We start from the raw sequence: 25,582 nt of genomic DNA on the forward strand, positions 1-25,582 counted from the left end.
CGATGCCCGGGCGTCGACCGCCCAACAGGCCCCGGTGAAGCGAGCTTCCGTGCCCTTCACCTAGGGGTCGAAGGCGGCGTGCACTGTCTCGACGACTCTCCACAGGCCCGCGCCGGGTGACGAACCGGAGCCCGCTGAAAGTCGGGCATTTCTGTTCGTCGGCCGTCCCGACCGCTCGGAGTCGTACGGAGATTCGCGTACGGAGTCGGGCCGTAGGGGATGATGGCGGCCGTGTTACCTGATCATGTGACCGGGCGTGACGTGTGTGCCGGAGTGGGCCGGGCCAGTCGCGCGGGAACGTGTGTGCGGGCCGGTCTGTTCGCGGTGCTCGGGACCGTGCTGGCGACTTTCGGGCATGACGCGGTCGCCGAAGGCACGGTGCCGTGGCGTCTGATGGCCGTGCTGGCCGGAGCGCAGTTCGCGGCGGTGTGGCCGCTGGCCCGGCACCGCTATGTGTCCCGTGCGGCGGTCGGGTTCACGCCGGCGGTGCAGGGCGTGCTGCATATCGCCCTGTCCCGCGCGGACGGTGACTCCTCGATGGCGTCGCGGTCGCAGGTGATGAACGCCGGGCACGTGGCCCTCGCCTCCGGGGACGGACATGCCTGGCATCACGCCGGCGTGGCGATGACCACCGTGCACACCGTGGCCGCGCTGGTGACGGCCTGGCTGCTGCACCGGGCCGACGTACGGATGACGGCGGCGCTGGAGACGTTGCGCACGCTGACCAGGGCCGCGGCGGCCGGGCTGGCGCGGGTGCGGGGGCCGCGGCTGGTGGCCGACCCGGACGGGGTGCCGCCCAAGCTGCCGGACGGGCGGGGATTCGGCGCGTTCCCGGACGTGCGGCCGGTGCGGGAGGACGTACTGGAGCACGTGATGGCGCGCAGGGGGCCACCACGGCGGAGCGCCTTGCCCCACGTCACCGGCCCGGGTTCTCGCCGGGCTGAATTCTCCCGTTCCAGTAAGGAGTTTCCCTGTGTCCCTCTCCACCCACCCGGTGGTCCGTAGCGGTCGCCGTGCCGCCCTCGTCGCCGCTGCCGCGCTGACCGCCACGCTCCTCCTGGCCGCACCGGCCGCCGCCCATGCGGAGGTCGAGGCCGACCATCCGCAGGCCCTCGCCCAGAACGTCACGCTCACCTTCGTCTCCGAGGCCGAGTCCGCCGAGGCGGGATTCCGGGAGCTGCGTGTCGTACTGCCCAAGGGCATCGCCCCCACGGACGTCACCCTGGACGAGGCACCCAAGGGCTGGAAGCTGAAGGCCACCGGCGACGGCTACACGGTGGCCGGCCCGGCGTTGAAGGCCGGCGTCGACGCCGAGCACAAGATCAAGGTCCGGCAGCTGCCCGACGAGAAGGAACTCGCCTTCAAGACCGTCGAGACCTACAGCGACGGCGAGATCTCCCGCTGGATCGAACTGCCCACCGCCGGCAAGGAGCCGGAGCAGCCCGCCCCGGTGCTGAAGCTGAAGGCCGCGGCACCGGGCGCCACGCCGGTCGACTCCGGCCAGAGTCCGGCTTCGAGCGCGAGTCCGACGCAGAGCGCAGCGGCGCCGACTGCCTCCGCCGAAGCGTCGGGCGCGGACGCGTCACCGGCGGCGGAGGACTCGGCCGCCGATGGGGACGACGGCATCTCCTCCGGCGTCCTGGCCGGCGTGATCGTCGTCGTGCTGCTGGCGCTCGGTGGCGCGGCCTGGTGGCTGGCCAGGCGCCGGGCGGCCTCGTCCGAGAACTGAGCTGAGGCCCGCCGCCGTCGCCCTGGAGCGCAACCGCCCCGGGGCGACGGCCGGCAGGCTGCCGTGATCATGCCTCCCGGTGGTCGATGCCCACCGCCGTGATCACACCTCGCGATGGTCGATGCCCAGCAGACTCGCGGCGGCCCGGAAGTCGGCGGTGTGGTGGCCGACCGCGAGGGACCAGTGGTGGCCGACGCCCGTGGCGCTCCACGCGTCGACCCACTCGCCGGGGTCGCGGCCGAAGTCGACGCGGCTGGTGGTGTTGCCGATCTCCAGCAGCGGGCCGGGGACGACGGTGCCCTCGGAGGTGACGAACGACAGGGCGCCGTCGGCGTCCTGGCCGAGGCCGAGGAGGGTGACGGGGCCGTGCTGGACGTCGAACTCCACACTGACGCCGAAGCCGCGCTTGCCGTGATAGACCCCCAGGCCGCGCAGCAGCGGGTCGCGGGCGCTGACGGCGAGGTGGGCGGGACCGTCGTGGCCCATCTCCACCACCCCGTCCTCGAAGTCGAGGGCCTGGATCTCGGTGAAGGAACCCCCGGCACCGATGCTCTGCGAGGCCAGCTGGGCGACGCTGGTGCGCAGTTCGTACTCACCGGCCGCCGGCACACCCCGGGCGGTGAGCAGGGAGGCGCCCAGGATCATGCCGGCGCCGAGGCGCTCGTGCAGTTCCCCGTCCAGGCCGCGGTGGTAGTAGGCGAGGGCGTCGAGGCCGAAGTCCTCGACGAGCCGGTCGAGCGCGACCGACACGGTCGCTCCCCACGCGAAGTCCTCGTCGGCCACGCTGCCGTCGAGGGTGAAGACCTGGCGGGCGAGGGCCATGCGGTCCCGGGTCTCCGCTTCGGTGACCTGCTCCACCCGGTGCCGCAGGTCGTCGAACTCCAGCACCTCGACATGCGAGCCGAACGTCGTCGCCAGCAGCGTCAGATCGGTCGACACGTCGAGCATGCCCGGGTACAGATGGCCCATCAGCCCGTGCCGGGCGTGCCGGAGCGCGGCGCGGACGTGCGCGGCCCGGACCCACTGCTCGATGCGCCGCCACGCCGACTCCTGGCGCAGCCAGCCCGACACCGACCGGAAGGGGATGCCCGCGCGGCGGAAGACGTTGCCGACCTCGGGCACGGGGCACTGTCCGCAGTACGCCAGCCAGGCACCCGTGTCGAAGGAGGCGTGGTCCATCCGTTCGGACGGCTGGAGGTCGATCACCAGGACGGGGGTGTGCGAGCGCTGGGCGATCGGCAGCACCATCGACGAGGTCAGATACGTCGTCAGGAACAGCACGATCAGATCGCAGTCCGCCCGCCGCAACTCCTCGGCGGCGACCGCCCCTTCCCGCGCGTCGGAGATGAAACCGACGTCGGTGACGTCCGCGTCCATCTGGCGCAAGCGATCGGTGACGTACGCTGCCGACTCCCGCAACTGGGGGAGCAGCCCGGGGAATTGCGGCCAGTACGTGCCGAGACCGCCCGCGACCAGTCCGATCCGGGTACGACGGCGGGGAGCCGGGGGGAGAAGCTCGCGCAGCGTGGCGGCGCGGTCCGCGGTCACGGTGGCGGGTTCGGTCGTTGCCATGGTCGGTGATTCCTTCCGAGGTCCGGTTCGGATTCACGCCCTGGCCACTCCCACGTTCGCCGGGGCGTCGGCGACTTCAGGGGAACGCGCGATGAGGACACGGACGATGTACACGCCCGCCAACCCCGACGCCGCCATGCAGAAGGTGATCGACCAGAGCAGGAGGGACGCGCTGTACTCCATCAGGGCGGGCGTGACGAACGCGACGCCCGCGAAGACCCCCCGCGACAGGGCGTAGGTGAGGCCCTGGGTGGTACCGCGGGTGTCCGGGGGCAGTGAGAGCTGCGACCACACCTTGTAACTGGCTTCCCCCGCGAAGGGGTTGGAGATCTGGTAGAGCACGAAGAAGACGAGCATGCCGACGAGGGCGCCGGCCGTGAGCGAGGCGACGCAGAAGGCGACGACCTGCACGATCGTGAACACGTAGAACAGCCGGTCGCGCCAGGGGGTGTCGGCGATCCGGACGAAGACGAAGGTCAGCACCAGCGCGATCGGGAGGAAGGCCAGGTTGATCCCGGTGGCCAGCGTCTGCGAGGCACCGCTGACCGTGACCAGCAGATAGGTGCCGAACTGGCCGAAGGTGTTGGCGCCGATACCCCAGGTGACGTAGTAGACGAAGGTCGCGGCCATCGGCAGCAACGCGGCACGGTTCCACACGTTCCTGAGCGCGGCGCCGCTCGGCGCGGCCGCCGTCTCCTCCACCGCTTGGTCCGACGGCTCGTCGGCCAGCTTCAGGCGGGCGCGGAGCTGCCAGGTGAGCAGCGCGGCGACGGCCAGATGACCGGTGATGACGCGCGCCCCGGTCATGCCGGTGTCCGACAGGACATAGCCGAGGAAGATGACGACGACGATGCCCAGCACCCACATGACCTGCGTGAAGGACACGAGACGCGCCCGGCCGTGGGCGGGCGCCGCGTCCGAGACCACGGCCAGGGACGTCGGCAGATCGGCACCGGCCGCCAGCCCCGCCACGAGCACGCCGATCAGGAGCACGATGTCGTTCGGCGCCAGTGTGATGACGATCGCGCCCAGCGCGAAGCAGAGGATGTCCAGGTTGTAGACACGGCGGCGCCCGAACATGTCGGCCAGCCGTCCGCCGACGAGGGAGCCGACGGCGATGCAGCCGGTGACGATCGCGCTGATCGCGCCCGCCATCCACACGCCCATGTCGTAGCTGTCGCGGTAGATGGCCAGATTGACGGAGATGCTGACGATCAGCGCGGCGTCGAGGTAGGAGGCCATGCCCGACAGGGCGGCGACTTTCCACAAGTGTTTGGGGACGGGCTGGTCCGGGTGATCCGGGGCGTTCGAGGTTCGGGCCATGATGCGACTCCGTCGTCTGGGGAGGGGCCGAGCGGAGGGGGACGTCGCGGCTCTGGAGCCGGATCGCAGTGAATATAGGGGTCGAAAAACGTTCCAACAAGCCCTCTCGCACAGACGCGCCGGAAGAAGTCCCGGAGGCTTCTCGGACTCTGGATTCGGTGCGAACATTCCAGGTGACCTGGTATCAGAGCCGCCCGACAGTCGTATAAAACGTTTTCAGTTCCCCGAGATGCAGAGCCGTACTCGGAAGGACCGCATCCGTGATCTCCCCTGGACTGCAGCAGCTGTTCGACGATCCGCCCCGCGACTTCGGGCCCACGCCGCTGTGGTGGTGGTCCGGCGCGAAGGTCACCCGCGAGCGTCTCGCCTGGCAGATGCGCAGGTTCGCCGAGGGCGGCGTCCACAACCTCGTGGTGATCAATCTGGCGCCGGCCGGTCCGACGTTCGGCGCCCGGACCGACGATCCGGCGTGGTTCGGCGAGGAGTGGTGGGCCCGCTTCACCGACGCCTGCCGGATCGCCGGGGACCTCGGCATGCGCCTGTGGTTCTACGACCAGATCGGTTTCTCCGGCGCCAACATCCAGGGCGGCGTGACCCGCCGTCATCCGCGGGCGCGGGGCCAGGCCTTGCGTCGCCGTACGGCGACCGTCTGCGGGGGAACGGTCCCGCTACGAGGTTCCGAGAGCCTCGTGGCCGCGTACGAGGTCACCGGCCGGCGTCTCTCCGCGGTCCCGGATTCCGGTCCGGGTACCGCGGGGTACCGTCCCGGTACCGCCCGGTCCGGTGCCAGTCCCGTCCGGTCCGGTCCCGGCGCCGCCCGGATCGCGGCCCCCGACGGCACGGACGTGCATCTCGTCGTCGCCGTCCCCACGGCGTTCGACTACCTGGACCCGCACGCCGTCGGCCTGCTGCTGGACACCGTCCATCACGAGTACGACCGCCGCGTCCCGCAGTATCTGGGCAACGTCATCGCCGGGAGCTTCCAGGACGAGCTGCCCGGCACCAACTCCTGGAGCCACCGCTTCCCCGACGAGTTCCGTGCCCGGCGCGGCTACGACCTGCTCGACCACCTGCCCGCCCTGTTCGGCCCGGCGACCGCCCGAGCGGCGAAGATCCGCGCCGACTATTACGCGGTCCGCACCGAACTCACCGAAGAGGCCCTGTTCAGGCCGCTGGCCGCCTGGCACGACGAGCGCGGCATGCTGATCGGGGCCGACCAGAGCCACCCCGCCCGCGCGGGCTTCCCCGCCCAGTCGACGCAGATCTACACCGACTACTTCCGCACCCACCGCTGGTACGGCGCCGCCGGCAGCGACCATCACGGCGACTCCAAGGTCCACTCCTCCATGGCCCACCTCTACGGCCATGAGCGGGTCTGGATCGAGGCGTTCCACTCCTCCGGCTGGGGCGGCACCCTGGAGGACACCTACGACTGGCTCCTGCCGTTCCTGCGCAGCGGCGCCAACCTGTACAACCCGCACGCCAGTTACTTCGGCACCGCGGGCGGCTGGTTCGAGTGGGCGCCGCCGTCCACCGACTGGCGCCAGCCCTACTGGCGGCAGTACCCGGCGTTCTCCCGGGCCGTCTCCCGGATCTGCTCGATCATGTCCTGGGGCACGTACAGGGCCGACGTCGCGGTCCTGCACCCCACGGCCACCATGCAGTCCCTCATCCCGTTGGACGCACCCGTCCAGCACTTCGGCGACGGCCGCCTCGGCGACGGCCACGCCGACGTCGACGAGACCCAGCGGCACTACCTGGACCTGTGCGGCACCAACAACTGGCTCCGGCCCGCCGTCGGCGCCCTCGACCGCCACCGTGTCTCCTTCGACGTCATCGACGACTCCTCCGTGCAGCGGGCCAAGGCCGCCGACGGCGCCCTGCGCGTCAAGGACCTGGCCTACGCCGTGGTGCTGCTGCCGTCGGCGAGCGTCCTGGAGGAGGAGACGGCACGCCGGCTGACGGACCTCCTCGACGCCGGCGGCCGGGTGGTGGTGGTCGGCCGTCCGCCGGCGACGGCGGCCGGGCTGGCCGGTGACGACTCCGTGGTCGCCGCACTGCTCGGGCATCCGGGACTGGAGCGGGCGGGCGACGCCGAGGCCGCGGCGGCAGCGGTGGCCGACGCCGCCGGACACGCGACGGGTGAGGTGCCGCTGCTCGTCAGGAGGCAGGGCGACGAGGCGGTGGCCCTGGTCACGGGCGCCTTCCCCGATGCCCGCACGCATCCGCCGGAGGACAACCACGCGATCGACCCCGCCCGCTACGCCCGGACGTCCTCGGTCACCGTCCACGCCGTGGTCACCGAGGCCGAGATCTGGAATCCGGCGACCGGGGCCCGCCGTTGCGCGCGCGTCACCGTCTCCGACGGCCTCTCGACCATCGACGTGCCACTGGACGGCGCCCCCGCCGCCCTCGTCGTATGGCGCGAGGCCGCACCGCCGCACCGGACGACCGCACCGCCGCACCGGACTGCCGCACCGCCACCGCCGGTCCCGGTGACGACCCTGGACGTGTCGACCGGCTGGGAGGGCCGCCTGGTGCCGACCATGGACAACACCTGGGGCGACCTGGCCCTGCCCGCGGGAGTGTCCGTGGCGCGGCCGCAGATCTGGACCATGCGGTGGAGCGAGAGCGACGCCCCTTGGGAGCGGACACGGGTGACCTACGGCAACCGGGTGCGCGTCCTGCCGCCGGTGCCCTCCGCTCAGGCCCCCGACCCGTTGGACAGCGCCCGCGTCGAACGGATCCTGGCCGGGGAGCTGTCCCTGGCGTCCCCGGACTGGGAGGTCGCGCTGTACTCGGCGAGCCGCGGGATCCCGGACCCGGACGGTCTGCTCGGCAACAAGGGGCTGGTGCCCGAGGAGTTCGTGCGCGTCCCGGTGCCGGGGGCCGGGACCGTCGCGCGGGTCCGGACGATCGTGGAGAGCGACCATCGAGGCCCCGCCGACCTGCACATCGGTGCGTCGGCGGCCAAGCGTGTGTGGTGGAACGGTGAGCTGCTGGAGACGAGCGCCGGTTGTCTGGCGTCCGCCCGCGTGGACGTGACACGGCCCCGCAATGTGCTCGAGTACGAACTGACCGACGCCCAGGACCGGCCCTTGCTCATCTCGGGCACCGCCGGCACACCCTTGGGCAGTTACTTCTGCCTCTCCCGCCCGGACGGGTTCGCGCGGCGGCCGCAGTTCATGTGTCTGCCCGACGGCGTACGACCGGACGGCACCGTGACCTACCGCGGCCGGCTGCGTGTCCCGCGGGACGGCACGGACGCGGTGCTCGTCGTGGGTGCCGCGGCGGGCGTCGGGGTGCTCCTCGACGGTGCGGTCGTGGCGCGGCAGGAGAAGGTGGAGTACTACGAGTCCGACTGGGGCGCGGTGCCGATGTTCTTCCGCCACCAGCTGACGCTCGGGGCGGGCGAGCACCTCCTGGAGGTCGTTGCCGACAGCGTCCACGCACGGGACGCGGTGTTCGTGGACCTCGTGGCGGGCGCCGGGCCGGCCGCGTTGGTCAGTGGCCCCGGCTGGCAGGCGGAGACCGGCGGGTGGCACGGACGTACCGTCGAACACCAGGGCCGGTGGGGCGAGTTGCAGCACTGCCACGCCGCGTCACGGCCGCACCCGCTGCCGGAGACCGGGTGGCTGACCGGCGCGCCGGTGCTCGGCACCGCCGTACTGCCGCTGCGCTGCACGGACGACGTCCGCGAGACCGCGCAGCGCTTCCGCTTCACCGTGCCGCCGGGCACCGTGTCGGTCGACCTGCCTCTGGGACTTCCCGCGCGGGTACGGGTCGGAAACGGGGCAGAACGACCCTTCAGCGGAGGAGAGTTGACGCTGGATCAGCCCCTGCTTGAATCCACCGAGTTCGAGATCGTCACCGCGCCCACGGCCGTGTTGCGGGGCGGCTCCGCCTGGCGCGGACCGGTGCGCGTCCGTACCGTCCCGGCGCCGCTGCCGTTGGGGGACTGGCGGGAGGTGGGGCTGGGCGGCTGGAGCGGGGGCGTGACCTATGCGCGGGACGTGGAGGTGCCTGCCGGGCCGGACCCGGTGCTGGATCTGGGGCGGGTCCGCGGCAGCGTCGAGGTGTTGCTCGACGGGGAACCTGTCGGGGAGGCGTTCTGCGCTCCGTACCGTTTCGAGCTCCCGGGTGCCGCCGGGCGTACCGTCCGGCTCGACGTGACCGTCCGCAACACGCTGGCCCCGTATCTGGCCGAAGCCACGCCCACCGCCTGGGCCTTCCCGGACCAGTGCGCCTCGGGGCTGCTGGGGCCGGTGACGCTGCGGTTCTAAGGACTCAGGCGGCGGAGGGGGAGCGCGTGGAGTCGCGCAGAACGAGGCCGGGCGCGAACACCCTTGTCTCGTGGGCGTGTTCGGCGCGGGCCTCCACCTCGTCGAGCAGCATCTCCACGGCCGCCCTGCCGAGCTCCTCGACGGGCTGCCGGACCGTCGTCAGGGGCGTCCCCACAAAGCCGGCGATGTCGAGGTCGCCGTAACCGACCACCCGCACCTCCTCGGGAATCCGCACACCCCGCTCGCCCAGTCCCCGGCACAGCCCCGCGGCGAGGAAGTCGTTGGTGCAGAAGACCCCGTCGGGCAGCTCGTCGAGCCGGCGGGCGATCTCCACGCCGTAGGCCACCGTCATCTCCTTGGCGACCACCTGGTCCAGCCGCGCCTCACGCCGGCTGCGTACGGCCTGGCGGGCTCCCTGGTACCGGTCGGCGCACTGCCGGATCGCACGGTCCCCGTTCACGACAAGGATGTCGCGTGCTCCGCGCTCCAGGAGATGCTGCACGGCGAGCCGGCCGCCCGCGATGTCGTCGACGGAGACGGAGCAGCCGTCCTGCGCCGATATCGCACGGTCCGCGAGGACCAGGGGAATGCCGCGCTCACGCAGCCGTGTCAGCCGGGTGGGATCGGCGCTCAACGGAACCACCACGACCCCGACCGCCCGCTGCTCGACGAGCATGGTGAGGTAGCCCTGCTCCCGCTCCGGCGCGTCCCCGCTGTCGCAGAGCACCAGGGCGTAGCCGTGCTCGTACGCCGCGTCCGCGGCCCCCCGCGCGATGCGCGAGTAGAAGGAGTTGGCCACGTCGGGCAGCACCAGGCCGATCGAGGACGAGTGCCCGGTGCGCAGGCCGGCGGCTCCCGGGTGGGGTACGTAGTCGAGCGCGGCCACCGCGTCCCGCACCCGCTCCGCGGTGCGGGCGTTGACGCGCTCGGGCCGGTTCAGGACGTTCGACACCGTGGACACCGAGACTCCCGCGGCGGCCGCGACGTCCTGGATACGGGCGGGACGAACCGGCACGGGCGTCCACCCCCCTCGCTGTGACAGCCGTGCGACCAGGCACGACGCGGTCCTCGATGAGCGGCGCAAGTCTACCCCGAGCGCGGCTGAAACGTTTTTCGAAGCCCGGTGGATCCCCGGGCCGCCGCTCGGTGAGCCGCTCCCCGGTCTATGCCTTTCCCTATCCGCTAACATAGAATAATTAGATAGATGAATAGACCGGTACGGGCGAGGAGTGGCCGTGGACTTCGGGTTGACCGACGAGCAGGACCTGTTGCGCGCGACGGCACGGCAGTTCGTCGCCGACGTGTGCCCGGCCGAGAAGGCCAAGGAGTGGGACGAGCAGGGCGTCGTACCGCCCGAGCTGTTTCGCGGAATGGCCGAGCTGGGGTGGTTCTCCCTCCCGTTCGGCGAGGACGAGGGCGGCGACGGCGGCGGACCGCTGGAGCTCATCCTGATCGCCGAGGAGCTCGGGCGGGCCAGCTTCGACGTCGCCATGTGCTACATCGGGGTGCTCATCCCCGGAATCACCGTGTTCCGGTGGGGCAGTGAGGCGCAGCGCGACTTCATCCGCGAGCAGGTCATGACGGGACGCCATCGGCTCGCCGTCGGCCTCAGCGAGCCGGACAGCGGATCCGACGCCGCGGCGCTGCGCACCACCGCCGAGGACCACGGGGACCACTTCCAGGTCCGGGGCCAGAAGGCGTGGTGCACGGGCGGCGGCCTGCCCGACACGACCATCGCCACCTACGTGCGTACGGGGCCCCGCGAACCCAAGCACGGCGGCATCAGCCTGCTGCTGGTCGATCCCTCCACGGAGGGCGTCGAGGTGCGCCGGACACCGACGCTGGCCCGGCACATCCTGGGCACCAACGAGGTGTTCTTCAACGACGCCCTGGTACCGAAGGAGAACCTCGTCGGCCCGCGCGACGAGGGCTGGAAGGTGATGCTCTCCAACATCGAGCTGGAGAAGGTGATCATCACCGGCGGCTATCTGGGCGCGGCGCAGGCCACGCTGGACGAAATGCTCGAGTACGCCCGTACCCGGCACGCCTTCGGCCGTCCGATCGGCAACTTCCAGGCGCTCGCCCACGCCATGGCCGACCTGCAGACCGAGATCGACTCGGCCCGGCTGCTCGCCTACCGCGCCGCCTGGCTGCTCGCCCAGGGCAAGCCGTGCACGCGCGAGGGTTCGATGGCGAAGCTGAAGGGGTCGGAGACGTACGTGGCGGCCGCACGGCTCGGGATGCAGGTCTGTGCCGGGCACGGGTTCTCCACCGAGAGCGTGATGAGTTTCCGCTACCGGGAGTCGATCGTGGCCACGATCTCCGGCGGCACGAGTCAGATCCAGCGCAACGGCATCGCCCGCAGCATGGGGCTCAGGTCCTACTGAGCCCCGCCGGGCTCGTGTGCTCCTGACCCCCGCCGGGCTCGTGTGCTCCTGACCCCCGCCTGACTCAAGGTCCTGCGGAATCCGGCCGGACCCAGGTCGCCCGGAGTCCGGCTGGTCCCAGGTCCCCTGGAGTCCGCCCGGCTCCAGGTGAGTCCGGCCGGACCCAGGTCCTACTGAGCCCCGCCCGTGTCCTGTTCGGCCAGCCACTCCTTGTGCCGGGTGAAGTGGCTCTGGTCCCGGGTCACCCAGATCCCGGAGACCCGGGCCAGCACGGCCCGGGTCGGCAGCAGCACCATCTCGCCGGCGATGTACCAGCGCCGGCCCTCCCGCTTCTCCACCCAGGCCCGGACCTCCAGCGGCCGTTCCACCGGCACCGGTTTCACGAAGCTCACGGTCAGTTCCGCCGTGACGCTCAACACGCGGTGCAGCAGCGGAAGATGGCCGAGGCAGTCGTCCAGGACGGCCGCGGTCCAGCCGCCGTGCGCGACATCGGGCCCGCCCTCCTGGTCCCGCGGGCAGGACAGCTCGAACAGCGCCGACCCGTCCTCGTCGAGCCGTTCGTGCTCCACTCCCAGCCGGCAGGAACCGGCGGCGCGGCACGCCCCGCACAGGGCCACCCCACCGGGGGTGCGGGGCGGCTCCTGGAAGTCCGCCCCGGCCCAGGGACCCGTCGGTGACGCAGTGGACATGGTGTGGCTCCTCTTGTCGGGCATCGGAGTGTCAGACGTCGGCAAGCAGCGGGCGCAGCTTCCCGGCGATGAGCTGGACCTGGCGGGCCACCGTCTCCTCGGGCATACCGGCCAGCGAGGCCCACAGGAACACCCCTTCCACCGGCAACCCTGCCACGTACGCCTTGATGGCGTCGGCGACGTCCTGCGGGGTGCCGTAGAGGAACTGGCCGACGCCCGTCGCGCTCAGACCGGTCTCCCGCCACTTCTCGGGGTCGATGGGGCGGGGGGCGGGCTGGTCGGTGCCCTCGACCATGTAGCGGCGGTAGCTGTCCCACTGGTACGACAGGTGCTTGCGGACCAGCGGCCAGTCGGCCTCCGGGTCCTCGGTGACGAACGTGGTGAACGAGCCCTGCATCCGGCCCGCCGACAGGTCGTACCCGCTCTCCGCGAGCCCTTCCCGGTACGGCGCCAGCAGCGCCGGGTTGAGCGACAGCAGCCCGGTGCCGAGTCGGCCGGCCCGGCGGGCGCCCTGCGGGCCCTGGTAGCCGAGCCAGATCGGCAGTGGGTCCTGGACCGGTCCGGGGGTGACCAGGGACTCGGCCCACAGGCCGCGGATCTCCCGTACCCGCTGGTCGGTCGTGGTGTAGCGCTTGGCGAGATCGGCTCCGTAGAGCCGGTACTCGGGCACCCGGTAGCCGGTGCCGAGTCCGAGGTCCAGCCGGCCGTCGCTGATGATGTCGACGAGCGCGGCCTGTTCGGCGATCTCGGGGGCCGCGTGCAGCGGTGCCGGGATGACGGCGGTGCCGAGGCGCACCCGGCGGGTGCGGGCGGCGGCAGCGGCGGCCATGGTGAGCGGCTGGGGGAGATAGCCGTCCTCGAAGCCGTGGTGTTCGGAGAACCAGACCGAGTCGAGGCCGAGGCGGTCCGCCTCCTCGCACATCTCCAGGGCGAACCCGTAGACCCGGGACCAACTCTGTTGCCACGGCGGGGGATTGCGCAGGTCGAAGTAGATGCCGACTCTCATGAGCGGCCGCCTTTCTTGCTGTTGTCGGCCAGTCGGATCGTCGCGTGGGCGACGGCCACCCCGTCCCCGGGTGGCAGCAGCCGTACCGGGCGCAGTTCCAGCGCCTCGATCTCGGGCAGATCCTCGACCATCGCCGAGATCCGCAGGACGGTTTCCTCCAGCGCCGCCAGATCCACGCCCGGGCCGCCCACCCGGCCGTCCAGCAGCGGGGCCGCCCGCAGCGAGCGGACCATCTCCCGGGCGTCGCGGTCGCTGAGCGGGGTGACGCGGTGGGCGACGTCCGCCATGAGGTCGGCGTAATCCCCGGTGAGCCCGAAGGCGACCACGGGGCCGAAGACCGGGTCGGCGCGGACGGAGAGGAACGCGTCCGGGCCGGGACCCGGTCCGCTGTCGTGCACGGCGATTCCGTACGAGGCGAGCAACTCCGCGGCGACCGCTGCGGGGACCTGGCCGGGGGCCTGGTCGGCGATGACCGTTCGGGCGTGCTCGGCGTCGACTCCCGCGAGGTCCGGGATGACGCCCGCGGGAGTGCTGCGCCAGGTCTGGTAGGCCGCAGCGTGGCCGAGCGAGACGGCCGCCGCTTCGGGGAACGTGTACGTCGGCACCACCAGGTCGCCCCGGTGCAGGAGGTCGGCGACGCCCCCGCCGCCCAGGAAACTGGCCAGCACCGGCTTGTCGCGCCGGGCCGCCGCCGCGTCGAGGATCGCCGACGCGACCTCGTCGGGCTTGTCCGCCAGCGGCGGCATGAACAGCACGACGGCCGCGTCGATGTCGTCGTCGGCCAGGACGGCGTCCAGGGCCTGCCGGTAGTGCGCGGCGGAGGCCATCGGGGTCAGGTCGACCGGGTTGGCGACCTCCGCACGCGGCGCCAGGGCCGTGCGCAGCGTCTGCCGGGTGCGCTCACCGAGCGCGGGCACGCGCAGTCCGCTCGCCGCGCACGCCCCGACCGTCAGTGCCGCCGGACCGCCCGCGTTGGTGATGACGGCCACCCGGTCGCCGGGCGGAGGAGGCTGGTGGGCGAGCAGCAGGGCCACGTCGAAGAGTTCCTGGAGGCTGCGGGTGCGGATCACGCCGGACTGGGCGAACAGCGAGCTCACCGCGGAGTCGGCGTGACCCGGGTGCACCGCGACGATCGGCTTGCGCGGGGCGATCCGGCGGGCGACGCGGGCGAACCGGCGCGGATTGCCGAAGGTCTCCACGTGCAGCAGGATCACCGAGGTCCCCGGGTCCTCCTCCCACCACTGGAGCAGGTCGTTGGTGGAGACGTCCACGGCGTGTCCCACCGACACGAATCCGGAGAAGCCGAGCCTGAGCCGCCGGGCGAAGTCCAGCACCGCGAGCCCCAGCGGCCCGGACTGGCTGGACATCGCCACCCGGCCGGGCGTCGGCAGGGCCGGCGAGAAGGTCGCGGCCAGCCGTGCCGCGGGGGTCGTGTTGACCACGCCCATGCAGTTCGGGCCGACCAGCCGCATCCCGGAAGCCCGGGCGAACCGGGCCAGCTCCAGCTCGGTGGCCCGGCCTTCGGCTCCGGTCTCCCCGAAGCCGGTGGAGACGACCACCACCGCCTTGACGCCGGCCTCCGCGCACTCGCGTACGACGTCGGGGACCGCCGCGGCCCGGACAGCCACCAGAGCCAGGTCCGGCGGCTCGGGCAGGTCCCGGAGACTCGCGTACGCCCGCACGCCGGCGATCCGTTCGGCCCGCGGGTTCACCGGGAACACGCTGCCGCCGAAGTCGCCCCGCAGCAGGTTGGCCACGATCTCGTGGCCGATTGTCAGCGGGTCGCGGTTGGCCCCGATCACGGCGACCGAGCGCGGTTCGAGCAAGGGCCTGAGCGAGCGCCGTACGGCGGTGTGCTCGCGGCGTTCGGCCCGGGCCACGGCCTGAGCCTGCGGGTCGATGGCGATCTCGAAGTGGATGATCTGGCCGGGCGGCCCGCTCTCGATCCGGTAGCCGGAACCGAGGAACACGTTGATCATCCGGGTGTTGTCGGCGAGGACGTCGGCCTCCAGCACCCGGATGCCCCGGGCGCGGGCCGCGGCGGCGATGTGCTCAAGCAGCAGCCGGCCGAAGCCCTCGCTCTGGTGGTCGTCCCGGATGGTGAAGGTGACCTCGGCGTGCTCAGGCTCCTCCGGGTCGCGGACGTACCGCACCAGACCGGCGATCTCGTCCCCGGCCAGGGCGACGAGCGCCAACTCGTTGAGGTAGTCCACGTGGACGCCGCGCCGGATGACGTCGTCACGGGCGCGGACCACCGGACCGAGGGAACGGTAGGCCAGGGTGGCCCGGGACAGGCCGCCGACGAACGCGACCAGACGGTCGGCGTCCTCCGGCCGGACGGGCCTCACGAAGGTCGACCGGCCGGTCCTGACGAGCCCGGGCCGTTCCAGGTCCTCGGGATACGGAGGAGTGGTCACCGCGGCGGCTTCGCCGTCGGCGCCGCTCAGACGGCCGCCTCCTGCGGAGTCTGCTCCGGCAGGCCGAACAGCTCGTTGAAGGTGCCGCGTGTGACGCGGTCGCGGATGTCGTCGGAGACGCCGTCGAACAGGTCGTGCAGTGTGGACTGGGTGTGGCCGTAGGTGCCTTCCAGGTGGGGGTAGTCGTCGCCCCACATCACGTTGCGGTAGCCCGTCGACTCGACGATCTCCACCGAGCTCTTGTCGTGCTGGAAGGAGGCGTACACCTGCTGCCGGATGATCTCGCTGGGCAGCCGGCTCAGCTTCGGCCGGACGAACATGCCGTGCTGGCGGTAGGCCTCGTCCATCCGGTCGCCGATGGCCGGCATCCAGCCCGCGCCGCCTTCCGCGATGAGGATCTTCAGGTCCGGGTGACGGTCCAGGGCGCCGCCCGCGACCATGTGGGACACCACCCGCATGCCCGGGTAGGTCGTCTCCATGTAGTTGACGACCGCGCCGCCGGGCCCGCGGAAGACGACGTTCTCACCGCCCGTGCCGATGTGGAAGCCGAGCACCAGACCGGCCCGCTCGACCGCCGTCCACAGCGGCTCCCAGCGGTCGAGGGCGTACTCCTCGCCGGCCCGGGTGGAACACGGCAGGAAGATCGCCTTGAAGCCCAGCTCCGCCACCCGCTCCACCTCGGCGACCGCGTCGTCGATGTCGGCCGTCGAGACGCAGGCGGTGGTGATGACCCGCTTGTTCTTGCTGAGGATCTCCTCGTGCGCCCAGTCGTTCCAGGCCCGGACCGTCTCGCGGGCGAGCTCCCGGTCGGTGATCGACACCAGCCAGAACCCCATGGAGGGGAAGGCCAGCTGGGACCACACGCCCTCCTGGTCGAGGTCCTTGAGGCGGACCTTCAGGTCCCAGGCGCCCGGCGGACGCATGGCGTCCATGAAGTCGCCGAGCTGGCGGTCGATGCGCTCGCCGTCGATGTAGAGCATCTCGTACTTCTCGCCGCGCTCGCTGCGCGGGGCGCGGGCGCCGAGTCGTGCCGGCAGCCTCTCGGTCCACACGTCGGCGGGTTCCATCACGTGGGAGTCCCCGGAGTTGACCCAGATCTTCGTCATGACGCCCCTTCGCATGAATGGATGCAATCAGTTAGCGATTTTAGTTGTATAGGTGGCCGAATGGAAGGCCGGATGCGGCAGAGATCAGCTCCGGCGCCGCTCGATCTCTTCCACCAGTTGCGGCAGCACCTGGAAGAGGTCGCCGACCACGCCGTGGTCGGCCAGCTCGAAGATCGGTGCGTCCGCGTCCTTATTGACGGCCACGATGGTCTTCGAGGTCTGCATGCCCGCGCGGTGCTGGATCGCCCCGGAGATGCCGGCGGCCAGGTAGAGCTGCGGGGAGACCTGGGTGCCGGTCTGGCCGACCTGGTTGCTGTGCGGGTACCAGCCCGCGTCCACGGCGGCCCGGGACGCCCCGACCGCCGCGCCCAGCGCGTCGGCGACCCGCTCGATGAGAGCGAAGTTCTCGGCCCCGTTCACGCCACGGCCGCCGGAGACCACGATGTCGGCCTCGGTCAGCTCCGGCCGGTCGCCGCGCTCGCGAGGCGTGCGGGACAGGATCCGGACGGCCGCGGTGGCCGGACCGAAGGTGATGTCCTGCTTCTCGACGACGGGATCGGCGGCAGCGGGTTCTGGGGCGACGGCGTTCGGCTTGACCGTGATCACCGGCACGCCCTGGGTGACGTGCGCGGTGACCTGGTAGGTCGCGGCGAACACCGACTGCTCGGTGACCGGTCCGTCCGGCCCGGCGGTGACGTCGACGGCGTCGGTGATGAGCCCGGAGCCGAGCCGGAGCGCGACCCGTGCGGCGGTCTCCTGGCCGTCCGGGCCGGACGGCAGCAGGATCGCCGCCGGGCCGGTGCGCTCGGCGATCTGGGTGAGGGCGTCGACGGCCGGGGTGACGAGGTACTCGTCGATCTCCGGGGCGTGAACGACGTAGACCTTCTGTGCGCCGTACCGGCCGAGGACGTCGGTCGCGGCGTCCGCGCCCGGTCCCAGGAAGACAGCGGAGGGCTCGCCCAACCGGCGGGCGAGGGTGAGCAGTTCGAGGGTCGGCTTGCGTACGGCACCGTCGACGTGGTCGACGAGGACGAGGATCTCGGCCACGGTGATGCAACTCCTTCAGGTCTTCGGGGCGGGACGCGGTCAGATGAACTTCTTGGTGGTGAGGAACGCGGCCAGTGAGGTGCCGCCCGTCCCCTCGTCGGCGACGATCTCGCCCTTGGTGCGCGGCGGACGCCGGGTCGTCGTGTCCACGGCCGAACGGGCGCCGGCCGGGCCGACCTCGCCGGTCTCGATCCCGAGGTCGGCGAGGTCGAGGGTTTCCAGCGGCTTCTTCTTCGCGGCCATGATCCCCTTGAAGGAGGGGTAGCGGGCGTCCCCGGAACGGTCGGTCACCGAGACGACGGCCGGCAGGGCACCCTGGATCCGTACGGTCGCGCCGTCGCCCTCGCGGCGGCCGCTCACCGTTCCGTCCTCGACCGCCAGGTCCTCGAGGTGGGTGACGGCCGGGACGCCGAGGCGCTCGGCCAGCAGTGCCGGTACGACGCCCATGGTTCCGTCGGTCGACGCCATCCCGCACAGCACGAGGTCGAAGCCGTGCCGCTCGATCGCCTTGGCCAGCACGAGCGACGTACCGAAGGCGTCGCTGCCCTCGATGTCGTCGTCGCTGACATGGATCGCCCCGTCGCCGCCCATGGCCAGCGCCTTGCGCAGCGCGTCGCGGGCGTCGTCGGGGCCGACGGTGAGGTAGCTGACCTCGACCTCGGCGTCCGATTCGGCGAGGCGCAGGGCCTGCTCGACGGCGTACTCGTCGAGTTCGGACAGCAGTGAGTCGACCGACGCCCGGTCGGTGGTGCCGCCCTCGGTGAAGGTGCGGTCCGCCGTGGCGTCGGGGACGTGCTTCACGCAGACAACGATCTTCACGGCGCCCTCCTGTGGTTCAATGAGTGTTAATAGTTAACTATATAGATCGGTCCAGCGCGAGTCTCGCAGTCAATCCGTCGAATTGGTTGACTGATTGCGCTGATAGCTGGAAGATCTGGGCACTGAGCCGCGAGGAGGCGCCATGGTCGGTGACAGGGACACCGCTGACAGGTACTTCGAGCCCCAGGTGGAGACCATGCCCCGCGAGCAGCTGCGCGCGCGGCAGGAGGAACAGGTCCTGGAGCTCGTCGAGTACGCCTACGCCAACTCGGCCTTCTACCGCGAGCTGTGGGACGAGCACGGGGTCCACCCGCGTGACATCCGCTCCCTGGAGGACTTCCGGGCACGGATTCCGTTCATCACCAAGGACATGATCCGCGCCTACCGGACCCGCGCCGGCGACCCCTTCGGCGGTCTGCTCTGCGTCCCGGTCGAGGAGCTGACCTCGGTCTCCTCCAGTTCGGGCACCACCGGCGACCCGGAGTTCTTCGCCGAGATCTGGCAGGACGCGCCGCCCCTGGTGACCGCGCAGGTGCGTGACCTGTGGGAGCTGGGCCTCAGGCCGGGGGACCGGGTGCTGAGCCCGCCCGGAACCTTCCGCAACTTCATGGACGCCGGCTTCCAGGCGCTGGGCGCGGTGGTCATCGAGGTGGACACCTGGATGGGGAACATGCCCGGGGTCGTCGAGGCCCTGCGCACCTACCGCCCCGCCTACCTGCAGATGATGTATCCGCAGATGGTCGAGCTGGAGCACCTGGCCGAGAAGACCGACCTGAAGGAAGCCTTCTCCTCCCTCAAGGGCGCCTCGTGCGCCGGCCAGCCCCTCAGCCGGAAGATGCGCGAGCGGATCCGCGAGGACTGGGGCATCGACGTCTACGAGTACACCAGCGCGGCCGACACCGGCACCGCCTGGGAGTGCCGCGAGCACGACGGCTTCCACCTGTGGGAGGACACCGTCTTCGCCGAGTGCGTCGAGGTCGACGAGCACGGCTGGCACGACGTCGCCGAGAGCGACCTCGGCGAACTGGTCGCCACCGACCTCGACAACCGGGCCGCGCCGCTGATCCGGTACCGCAGCGAGGACCTGGTCCGCCTCTCCCGCGACACCTGCGGCTGCGGCCGCACCCACGCCCGGATGTGGGTGGCCGGACGACGCGGCGACGAGACGGTGGTCCAGGGGCGCTCCGTGGTCCTGCGGGACGTCTGGCAGGCGGTCGAGGACCAGCCGGAGACCGTCGCGGGGGTCTTCCAGATCGTCCGCGACCACCGCGAGGTCGACGAACTGCGTCTGCGCGTCGGCTACGACCCCGCGCTCACCGGCGACGTCGACGCCCTGGCCGGCCGGCTGAGCGAGGCCGTGCGCGAGCGGACGGGCGTCAAGCCGGTGCTCGACATGCGCACCGAGGAGGACCTGTTGAAGACCATGACCAGCGTCGCCAAGTTCCCCCGGGTGGTGAAGAGCTGATGGCCCGCGCCGACACGCTTGCCCGGGCCAGGACACTGGACCGCCCGGAACTCGCCTACCTCGTGCGCATCCGCACCGCCGACGGCATCCGGGACCTGGACCTGACCTGGGCGGAACTCGCCCGCGACACCGAGTGGGCCACCGCACGGCTGCGGGACCACGGCCTCGCCGCCGGGCAACGGGCCCTGCTGACCGCCTCCGGTTTCGAGGGCTTCTGGGGCCACACGGTGATCGGGGCCCTGCGCACGCTGAAGGTGCCGTACGGCATCGCCGAGGCGATGGGCTGGGACCACCGACGCACCGCGGTCTTCCACCGCGAGCTGAGCCCGCACGCGGTGATCGGCCTGTCGGCGCAGACCCTGGAGGGACTCGCCGGCACGGCGGACATCGGTGAGATGTTCCGCTCCACGTCGGTGGTGCTGGCCCGGCCCTCCGCCGTACCGGTGCTCCGCGGGGTGGGGGTGACGGCCTCCGTGATCTCGGTCGTGGGCCCGGCCCTCGCCCTGGAGTGCCCCGAGCGGACCGGCGCGCACGTCAACGCCGCCGAATGGCGGGTCGGCGAGCGGGACGGACAGCTGACCGTGGCGGCGGGGGAAGGGCGGGCGTCGACGCTCGACGAGACGCCGCTCGGCATCGCCGGCCGCGTCCTCACGGGCCGGTGCGCCTGCGGCAGCGAGGACCCGCGGGTGCTGCTCGCCGAGGCCGACCGGCCTTCCTGACAGACCCGATGGACCTAGATGGCCCCCCATGGACCCGGACAGACCGATGGATCCGATGGATCCGACAGAGGAGTTGAGCATGACCGAAGGAGTGGTCGACGGCCGGGTCGTGGTCGTCACCGGCGCCGGCAACGGGATCGGCCGGGCACACGCCCTGGCGTTCGCCGCGCACGGGGCGAAGGTCGTGGTCAACGACCTCGGCGGCGGGCGCGACGGAGCGGGCGCCTCGGCCGGGCCGGCGCAGACCGTGGTCGACGAGATCGTCGCGGCCGGCGGCGAGGCGGTGGCCAACACGGACGACATCTCGACCTGGGAGGGCTCCGCACGCCTCGTCCAGCAGGCCGTGGACACCTACGGCGGCCTGGACGTGCTGGTCAACAACGCCGGCATCCTGCGCGACCGGATGATCGTGTCGATGACCGAGCAGGACTGGGACAGTGTGATCGCCGTCCACCTCAAGGGCAGCTTCGCCACCCTGCACCATGCGGCCGCGTACTGGCGCGAACGCGCCAAGTCCGGCCAGGTCAACGACGCGCGGGTGATCAACACGACCTCGCCGTCCGGCATCTTCGGCAACCCCGGCCAGTCCAACTACGGCTCCGCCAAGGCCGGCATCGGGAGCCTCACGATCATCGCGGCCGCCGAACTCGCCCGCTACGGCGTGACGGTGAACGCCATCGCGCCCACCGCGCTCACCCGGCTCACCGAGGACATCGAGATGATGAAGCAGGCCGCCGAGAGCCAGGACCTGACCCCCGAGGCCATCTCACCGCTCGTGGTGTGGCTGGGCTCGGCCGCCTCGCGCGAGGTCACCGGCCGGGTCTTCGGAGTCGTCGGCAACCGGATCACCGTCCTGGAGGGCTGGGTCAACGGGCCCGGCGCGAGCGCCGACACCCGCTGGACCCCTGAGGAGCTGTCCTCCGTCGTCCCCAACCTGGTGGCCAAGGCGGCTCCGAACGCCGACGCCCTGGGCAACCGGAACGGGGCCTGAGATGACGACGACCCAACGCCCGGTCGCCGACGGCCTGTTCACCTGGCCGCCCGCCGCCGCGCCCCTTCGCCTGATCGGCTCCCAGTGCGCGGAGTGCGACCTGGTGAGCTTCCCGGCCGCCGCGACCTGCGTGCGGTGCGCGAGCGACGAGTCGAACGAACGGCTCCTGGCGGACCGCGGGACGCTGTGGACGTACACGACCCAGGACTTCCGCCCGCCGTCCCCGCCGTACGACGGCCCGGAGGCCTTCGAGCCCTACGCCGTCGGGTATATCGAACTCCCCGGCGAGCTGCTGGTCGAGGCCCGGCTCACCGAACCCGACCCACAGAAGCTGAAGATCGGGCAGGACATGCGACTCACGCTGGTGCCCTACACCGTTCAGGACGACGGCACCGAGGTCATGACGTTCGCGTTCGCCCCGGCCGAGGAGGAGACACCGTGACCGAGGCCGTCATCATCGGGGTGGGCCTCCACCCCTTCGGCCGGTTCCCCGGCAAGCCCGCGCTGGACATGGGCGCGGACGCGGTACGACTGGCGCTCGCCGACGCGGGCGTCACCTGGCCGCAGATCCAGGGCGGTTACATCGGCAGCTACGAGGTCGCCAACCCGGACGCGATCGTCGGCCGGCTCGGCCTGACCGGCGTACCCCTGCGCGGAGTCTTCAACGGCTGCGCGACGGCCGGTACGGCGGTGGCGCTGGCCGCCCGCGCGATCGAGACCGGCGAGCACGACCTGACCATCGCCATCGGCCTGGACAAGCACCCGCGCGGCGCGTTCGCCGCCGACCCGTCCGTGGCCGGCATCCCCTCCTGGTACGGGCAGACCGGGCTCTTCCTCACCACCCACTTCTTCGGCATGAAGATCAACCGCTATATGCACGAGCACGGCATCTCCCACGAGACGCTCGCCCGTGTGGCGTCGAAGAACTTCCGCAACGCGGCCGGGAACGAGAAGGCCTGGCGCCGGACGCCCCTCACGCCCGAGGAGGTCCTCGCCTCCCCGGTCCTCAACTACCCCCTGCGCCAGTTCATGTACTGCGGCCCGAACGAGGGCGCCGCGGCGATCGTGATGTGCCGGGCCGACCAGGCCCACAAGTACACGTCCAGCCCCGTACGGGTCCGCGCCACCGCCCTGCGCAGCCGCAGGCTCGGCGCGTTCGAGGTGCAGAGCCCGTCCTTCCCGGTCGGGGAGCCGGTGGACAGCCCGAGCGTGGACGCCTCCCGGGCGGCGTACGAAAGCGCGGGCATCGGCCCCGAGGACGTCGACGTCGCCCAGCTCCAGGACACCGACGCCGGGTCGGAGATCATCCACATGGCGGAGAACGGCCTCTGCAAGGACGGTGAGCAGGAACGCCTCATCGCCGAGGGCGCCACCGAGATCGGCGGGCGGCTCCCGGTCAACACCGACGGCGGACTGCTCGGCAACGGGGAACCGATCGGCGCGTCGGGGCTGCGCCAGATCCACGAGATCGTGCTCCAACTGCGCGGTACGGCGGGCACGCGCCAGATCCCCGGCACACCGCGCGTCGGCTACACCCACCTGTACGGCGCGCCCGGCGCGTCGGCGGTGACGATCCTCTCGACCTGAGATCGACCTGAGAGCAGCAGGGACCCGCGATGGAACAGGACATGCAGGACTTCGCCGCCGAGGCGCGCCGCTTCCTCGACGCGCACGTGGCCAAGGCCTCCGACCGCACCGCCGTCGCCTGGGGCGAGGGCGACGACTCGATGGCGTACTTCAGCAGCCTCCCGCCCGACGAGGAGCGGGAGTTCGTGCAGCGGGCCCGGGAGTGGCAGCGGATCCGCTACGAGAACGGCTTCGGCTGGATCACCGGACCGGTGGAGTACGGCGGCCGGGGCCTGACCCCCGTCCACGACCTGCTCTACGACGTCATCGAGTCGGAGTACGACGTCGCCGACACCGGTGTGCTCAGTGTGATCGGCCTGGGCATGATCGGGCCGACGATCCTGGCCCACGCCCAGTCCCACATCAAGGACCGCTGGCTGCCGGCGATGTACCGCGGTGACGCCATCGCCTGCCAGCTGTTCAGCGAACCCGGCGCCGGGTCCGACCTGGCGAGCGTGGCCACGCGGGCGGTCCGGGAGGGCGAGGACTGGGTGCTCAACGGGCAGAAGGTGTGGACCTCGGTCGCCCAGCACAGCCAGATCGGCCTCGCCCTCACCCGTACCGACCCCGACGCGCGCAAGCACCGTGGCATCACGGCGTTCCTGGTCCCCATGGACACCCCCGGCGTCGAGGTACGGCCGCTGCGGCAGATGACCGGCGGCGCCGACTTCAACGAGGTCTTCCTCACCGACGTCCGCATCCCCGACGACCACCGGCTCGGCGAGGTCGACGGCGGCTGGACGGTCGCCCTGACCACCCTGATGAACGAGCGCGCGACGGTCGGCAGCGAGGGAGTCGGCCCGGTGGCCGCCGCCCTGTCCCCGGACCACCTCTCGGCGCTCATGCGGGCCACCTGGACCTGGGACGACCGCGCCCTGCGCGCCCGCCTCGCGGAACTCCTGGTCGACGTCCTGGCCACCGAGCACCTCAACGCCCGCGCCCTGCGCAAGCTGCGCGGCGGCGTCGCGCCGGGCCCCGAGATGTCCGTCTCGAAGCTGATGTACGGCCAGAACCTGACCCGGGCGGCGCACTTCGTGTCCGACGTGCTCGGCCCCCGCATCATCGCCGACACCGGCCAGTGGGGCACCTACGCCTGGACCGAACTGCTCCTGGCCACGCCGGCGTTGCGCATCCTCGGCGGCACCGAGGAGATCATGAAGAACATCCTCGCGGAACGCGTCCTCGGCCTGCCCAAGGAACCGGTGACCGCCGCTGCCAAGGAGGTGCGGCCGTGACCGCCGACGAGAGCGAACTGCGGGAACTGCGGTCGTCCGTACGGGAGTTCCTGGAGGCCAAGTCGCCTGAGGAAGCGGTACGCAAGCTCATGGAGAGCGAGCCCCGCTTCGACCCGGCGGTGTGGTCCCAGGCGGCCGACCAACTGCGCCTGCCGGGCCTGGCGATCCCCGAGGAGTACGGCGGTGACGGCTTCGGCCTCGTCGAACTCGGCGTCGTCCTGGAGGAGATGGGCCGTGCGTTGTTCTGCGCCCCCTTCTTCGCCACCGTCCTCCTGGCTGCCCAGGCCCTGCTGGCCTCGGGGGACAAGGAGGCCTGTGCGCGTCTCCTCCCCGGCATCGCGGCCGGACGGACCACGGCCACCCTCGCCGTAGCCGAGGACCACGGCTCCTGGGACCCCGCCATGGTCTCGGCGCGCGCCGTGCCGGACGGCGACGGCGGCTGGACGGTACGCGGCCGCAAGTGCTTCGTCATCGACGGTACGACGGCCGACCTGATCCTCGTCGTCGCCCGTACCGTCGCCGGTCCCACTCTGTTCGCCGTGGAGCGGGACGCCCCGGGACTCGCGGCGGAACCGATGCAGACGCTGGACGCCACCCGGGCCATGGCCCGGCTGACCTTCGACGCCGTGCCCGCGACCGTCGTCGGGGCGGAGGGGGCCGGCGGCCGCATCATGGCCAAGGTCCTGGACATCGCCTCGGTGGGGCTGGCCGCCGAACAGGCGGGAGGGGCGCGCCGGTGCCTGGAGGCGAGCGCGGAATACGCCCGCGTCCGTCATCAGTTCGGCCGGCCGATCGGCTCCTTCCAGGCGGTCAAGCACAAGTGCGCCGACATGCTCGTCCAGGTGGAGTTGGCGGAGGCGGCGAGCCGGGAGGCCGCGCTGCTCGCCGACGAGGGCTCGGACGAGTTCCCGGTCGCCGCCGCGGTGGCACACGCCTGCTGCTCCAAGGCGTACATGACCGCCGCCATGGAGAACATCCAGGTCCACGGCGGCGTCGGCTTCACCTGGGAACACCCGGCCCACCTGTACTTCCGACGGGCCAAGTCCTCCCAGCTGCTCTTCGGCGGCCCGGCGGTGTACCACGAGCGGCTGCTGGACCGGCTCGGGATCTGACAGACGCGAAGGAACACGAAAGAAGGGTGAAGGCCCCGGTCTCCCGGAGCCTTCAC

Annotated in this window: 20 protein-coding genes; 11 read left to right on the forward strand and 9 right to left on the reverse strand. The window is 71.7% G+C overall.

Annotation, left to right across the window (positions count from 1 at the left end):
- The first annotated feature begins 303 nt into the window (after window positions 1-303).
- Window positions 304-1,005, forward strand: a complete 702-nt coding sequence (locus tag ACIBK3_RS20635; RefSeq protein WP_399367295.1) for a hypothetical protein — start codon at window positions 304-306, stop codon at window positions 1,003-1,005.
- Complete coding sequence (locus tag ACIBK3_RS20640; protein ID WP_399367296.1) at window positions 974-1,729, forward strand: DUF1775 domain-containing protein; 756 nt, start codon at window positions 974-976, stop codon at window positions 1,727-1,729. Before ACIBK3_RS20635 ends, ACIBK3_RS20640 begins: the two co-directional genes overlap by 32 nt.
- Before the next feature lie 102 nt (window positions 1,730-1,831).
- On the opposite strand, the gene ACIBK3_RS20645 is transcribed toward ACIBK3_RS20640, so the two are convergent.
- Both ACIBK3_RS20645 and ACIBK3_RS20650 read right to left on the reverse strand, forming a co-directional pair.
- Window positions 1,832-3,301: an arabinose isomerase gene (locus ACIBK3_RS20645; RefSeq protein ID WP_399367298.1), complete on the reverse strand. Its 1,470-nt coding sequence runs from the start codon at window positions 3,299-3,301 to the stop codon at window positions 1,832-1,834.
- Between the two features lie 33 nt (window positions 3,302-3,334).
- A complete protein-coding gene (locus tag ACIBK3_RS20650) occupies window positions 3,335-4,624 on the reverse strand; it encodes an MFS transporter (RefSeq protein ID WP_399367300.1) in 1,290 nt (429 codons plus the stop codon).
- A gap of 260 nt (window positions 4,625-4,884) precedes the next feature.
- On the opposite strand from ACIBK3_RS20650, the gene ACIBK3_RS20655 reads away from it, so the two are divergent.
- Complete coding sequence (locus ACIBK3_RS20655; RefSeq protein WP_399367302.1) at window positions 4,885-8,907, forward strand: glycosyl hydrolase; 4,023 nt, start codon at window positions 4,885-4,887, stop codon at window positions 8,905-8,907.
- Between the two features lie 4 nt (window positions 8,908-8,911).
- On the opposite strand, the gene ACIBK3_RS20660 is transcribed toward ACIBK3_RS20655, so the two are convergent.
- Complete coding sequence (locus ACIBK3_RS20660; RefSeq protein WP_399367305.1) at window positions 8,912-9,922, reverse strand: LacI family DNA-binding transcriptional regulator; 1,011 nt, start codon at window positions 9,920-9,922, stop codon at window positions 8,912-8,914.
- Window positions 9,923-10,142: 220 nt separating this feature from the next.
- Here ACIBK3_RS20660 and ACIBK3_RS20665 point away from each other — a divergent pair, with 220 nt between their 5' ends.
- On the forward strand, window positions 10,143-11,294 hold the full coding sequence (locus tag ACIBK3_RS20665; RefSeq protein WP_399367307.1) for an acyl-CoA dehydrogenase family protein: 1,152 nt from the start codon (window positions 10,143-10,145) through the stop codon (window positions 11,292-11,294).
- Between the two features lie 170 nt (window positions 11,295-11,464).
- Here the strand turns inward: ACIBK3_RS20665 and ACIBK3_RS20670 are convergent, their stop codons facing one another.
- The 6 genes from ACIBK3_RS20670 to ACIBK3_RS20695 form a co-directional block, all read right to left on the reverse strand.
- Entirely contained in the window at window positions 11,465-11,983 is a 519-nt protein-coding gene (locus ACIBK3_RS20670; RefSeq protein WP_399367308.1) for a PaaI family thioesterase, read from the reverse strand.
- A gap of 31 nt (window positions 11,984-12,014) precedes the next feature.
- Window positions 12,015-12,989 carry an LLM class flavin-dependent oxidoreductase gene (locus ACIBK3_RS20675; protein WP_399367310.1) on the reverse strand — a complete coding sequence of 325 codons (975 nt, stop codon included), beginning with the start codon at window positions 12,987-12,989 and terminating at the stop codon, window positions 12,015-12,017.
- Window positions 12,986-15,406: a GNAT family N-acetyltransferase gene (locus ACIBK3_RS20680; protein WP_399367312.1), complete on the reverse strand. Its 2,421-nt coding sequence runs from the start codon at window positions 15,404-15,406 to the stop codon at window positions 12,986-12,988. Before ACIBK3_RS20680 ends, ACIBK3_RS20675 begins: the two co-directional genes overlap by 4 nt.
- 26 nt (window positions 15,407-15,432) lie before the next feature.
- On the reverse strand, window positions 15,433-16,512 hold the full coding sequence (locus tag ACIBK3_RS20685; protein WP_399367314.1) for an amidohydrolase family protein: 1,080 nt from the start codon (window positions 16,510-16,512) through the stop codon (window positions 15,433-15,435).
- A gap of 84 nt (window positions 16,513-16,596) precedes the next feature.
- A complete protein-coding gene (locus ACIBK3_RS20690; protein ID WP_399367316.1) occupies window positions 16,597-17,559 on the reverse strand; it encodes an electron transfer flavoprotein subunit alpha/FixB family protein in 963 nt (320 codons plus the stop codon).
- Window positions 17,560-17,598: 39 nt separating this feature from the next.
- Complete coding sequence (locus tag ACIBK3_RS20695; protein WP_399367318.1) at window positions 17,599-18,378, reverse strand: electron transfer flavoprotein subunit beta/FixA family protein; 780 nt, start codon at window positions 18,376-18,378, stop codon at window positions 17,599-17,601.
- Between the two features lie 142 nt (window positions 18,379-18,520).
- Here ACIBK3_RS20695 and ACIBK3_RS20700 point away from each other — a divergent pair, with 142 nt between their 5' ends.
- The 7 genes from ACIBK3_RS20700 to ACIBK3_RS20730 all read left to right on the forward strand — a co-directional run bounded on the left by ACIBK3_RS20700 (window position 18,521) and on the right by ACIBK3_RS20730 (window position 25,526).
- Complete coding sequence (locus ACIBK3_RS20700; RefSeq protein ID WP_399367320.1) at window positions 18,521-19,843, forward strand: phenylacetate--CoA ligase family protein; 1,323 nt, start codon at window positions 18,521-18,523, stop codon at window positions 19,841-19,843.
- Window positions 19,843-20,562, forward strand: a complete 720-nt coding sequence (locus ACIBK3_RS20705) for a hypothetical protein (RefSeq protein WP_399367322.1) — start codon at window positions 19,843-19,845, stop codon at window positions 20,560-20,562. The genes ACIBK3_RS20700 and ACIBK3_RS20705 overlap by 1 nt, the downstream gene beginning before the upstream one ends.
- Before the next feature lie 79 nt (window positions 20,563-20,641).
- Complete coding sequence (locus ACIBK3_RS20710; protein WP_399367324.1) at window positions 20,642-21,553, forward strand: SDR family oxidoreductase; 912 nt, start codon at window positions 20,642-20,644, stop codon at window positions 21,551-21,553.
- A 1-nt stretch (window position 21,554) separates the two neighbouring features.
- On the forward strand, window positions 21,555-21,995 hold the full coding sequence (locus ACIBK3_RS20715; protein ID WP_399367326.1) for a Zn-ribbon domain-containing OB-fold protein: 441 nt from the start codon (window positions 21,555-21,557) through the stop codon (window positions 21,993-21,995).
- Window positions 21,992-23,140 (forward strand): thiolase family protein, encoded by a 1,149-nt coding sequence (locus ACIBK3_RS20720; protein WP_399367328.1) that lies wholly within the window; start codon window positions 21,992-21,994, stop codon window positions 23,138-23,140. The genes ACIBK3_RS20715 and ACIBK3_RS20720 overlap by 4 nt, the downstream gene beginning before the upstream one ends.
- A 29-nt stretch (window positions 23,141-23,169) precedes the next feature.
- A complete protein-coding gene (locus ACIBK3_RS20725; protein WP_399367330.1) occupies window positions 23,170-24,414 on the forward strand; it encodes an acyl-CoA dehydrogenase family protein in 1,245 nt (414 codons plus the stop codon).
- The gene (locus ACIBK3_RS20730; protein ID WP_399367332.1) at window positions 24,411-25,526 is read left to right on the forward strand and encodes an acyl-CoA dehydrogenase family protein; all 1,116 of its coding nucleotides are present in this window, start codon (window positions 24,411-24,413) and stop codon (window positions 25,524-25,526) included. Before ACIBK3_RS20725 ends, ACIBK3_RS20730 begins: the two co-directional genes overlap by 4 nt.
- The last annotated feature ends 56 nt before the right edge of the window (window positions 25,527-25,582 follow it).

The organism is Streptomyces sp. NPDC050287 (assembly GCF_044459385.1).
In the GTDB taxonomy this organism is placed as follows: Bacteria; Actinomycetota; Actinomycetes; order Streptomycetales; family Streptomycetaceae; genus Streptomyces.